1 protein-coding gene is annotated in these 2,279 nt (G+C 66.8%); it reads right to left on the reverse strand.

Annotated elements, in window-relative coordinates; all coding sequences use genetic code 11:
* Positions 1-39: 39 nt before the first annotated feature.
* Positions 40-2,118, reverse strand: a complete 2,079-nt coding sequence (locus QRO93_RS21205) for a S9 family peptidase (RefSeq protein WP_053510207.1) — start codon at positions 2,116-2,118, stop codon at positions 40-42.
* Positions 2,119-2,279 lie beyond the last annotated feature (161 nt).

A 2,279-nucleotide genomic window follows, 5' to 3' on the forward strand; every position in this document is an offset into this window, starting at 1 on the left:
AAACAACAGCGCCGCACGGGGGGGCGGCCCTGGACCGGCTTACTCGCCGATGTGCTGCTTCAGCCAGGCATTGACGGTGTCATGCCACAGGATGCTGTTGTTCGGCTTCAGCACCCAGTGATTCTCGTCCGGGAAGTACAGGAACTTCGATTCGATGCCCTGGCGCTGGGCGGCGGTGAACGCGGCCAGGCCCTGCTCGACCGGAATGCGGAAGTCCTGCTGGCCGTGGATGACCAGGATCGGCTTCTTCCAGTCCGCCACGTGGTTGACCGGGTTGAACTTCTCGTAGTTCGCGGCCTTCTGGTACGGCGTACCGCCCTGCTCCCACTCGGTGAACCACAGTTCTTCGGTGGCGTAACCCATCATGCGCTGGTCGAACACGCCGTCATGGTTGACCAGGCACTTGAACGGGCCGTTCCAGTTGCCGGCGATCCAGTTGACCATGAAGCCACCGTAGCTGGCGCCCAGTGCACAGGCCTTGTCACCGTTGAGGAAGGAATACTTCTTCAGCGCCGCGTCCCAGCCCTTCTGCAGGTCTTCCAGCGGGCGGTCGCCCCAGTGCTGGCTGATCGCATCGGTGAAGGCCTGGCCGTAACCGGTGGAACCGTGGAAGTCGATCATCACCACCGCGTAGCCCTGGCCCGCGTACGTCTGCGGGTTCCAGCGGTAGCTCCAGCCGTTGCCGAAGCTGCCCTGCGGGCCGCCGTGGATCAGGAACGCGACCGGGTAGGACTTGCCTTCCTGGTAGTTGTGCGGCTTGACCACGTAGCCGTGCACGGTGTCGTTGTTCCAGCCCTTGAACTCGAACTGCTCGTAGTCGCCGAAGGACACGTCCTTCAGCACCTCGCCAGCGGCCGGGGTCAGCGCGCGCAGCTCGCCGATCGGCTGGCCAGCGGCCGGCAGCAGGCCGACCAGCACCTGGTCGTTGCTCTTCAGGCTGTTGCGGGTGATCGCCACGCTGTTGCCGGCCACGTCGACCGCGGTCACGCTGCCGTCGCCGATCAGCTTGGTGGCCTTGCCGCTGGCCACGTCGATCTGGAACAGCGGGTGCTCGCCGAGGTCATCGGCGGTGGTGTAGATGCTGGCGCCATCGGCGGACAGGGCGATGCCACCGGCCGAGCGATCCCACTGCGGGGCGATCTCGCGGGTCTTGCCGCTGGCCAGGTCCATCGCCATCAGGCCGAAGCGGTCGGCCTCGAAGCCCGGGCGCTTCATCGCGCGGTAGAACAGGGTCTTGCCGTCGGCGCTGAACACCGGGCCGGCATCCCAGGCCGGGTTGGACGCGGTCAGGTTGACCGGTGCCTGCTTGCCGGCGGCGTCGAAGCGGTACAGGTCGAAGTTGGTCGACCACGGCTCCTGCTTGCCAGCCACGCGGATGCTGGCCACCACGCTGGCGCCATCCGGCGACCACGCGAAGTCATCATTGCCGCCGAACGGCTTGGACGGTGCATCGCCATCGATGGTCGCGCTCAGCGCCGACGCACCCTTGACCGGACCGGCCTTGGCCGCCGGCAGCGGCGCCACGAACAGGGTGTTGCGGCGGCCGTCATTCCAGGTATCCCAATGGCGCACGAACAGCGAATCGAAGACCTTGCCGCTGGCCTTGGCGTCCTTGTTGTCCTTGAGCTTCTTATCGGTGCAGGCCAGGTCCGAGGCACAGGCCTGGAACACGCCGGCGCTGAACAGCACGCGGTCGTCCTGCGGCGACACGTGGTAGCTGTCCACGTCGACCGCGAAGTCGGTCAGCTGGCGCGGGGTGCCACCGCTGATCGGCTGTGCGTACAGCTGCTGGCTGCCGTTCCGGGCACTGAGGAAGTACACGGTCTGGCCATCGGCCGACAGTGAAGCGGAATTGACGTTCCAGCCGGCCGGGGTGATCTGCTTCGGCGGTGCCGCATCACGGGTGAGCAGGTTGCGTGCGAACAGCGCGGTGGAGGCCTTCAGGTTGGCGTCCACGCTGCGCTTGGCGAACACCACGGTGCCGCCGTCAGCGGTCAGTACCGGTGCGGAGACGCGGTCCATGGCCACCATGTCGCGGACTTCCAGGCCACGGGCAGCGGCAACGCTGGGCAGGGCGGCCAGCAGGCTCAGTGGCAGCAGGGCATGACGCAGTTTCATCGGGGTCTCCGCAGGACGGCAAAAAACCGATGTTAGGCCCGTGCGACCGAGGCTGCCAAGGCCATCGGTCATGGCTGCGTGCGGGCAGCCGCCAGAAACAGCAAACCCCGCCGGGGCGGGGTTTGCGGTAGTGCCGGCCGCTGGCCGGCACTCATGGGCCT

Origin of the sequence: Stenotrophomonas maltophilia group sp. Smal17, assembly GCF_030237045.1 — a bacterium.
GTDB classification, from domain to species: Bacteria; Pseudomonadota; Gammaproteobacteria; order Xanthomonadales; family Xanthomonadaceae; genus Stenotrophomonas; species Stenotrophomonas forensis.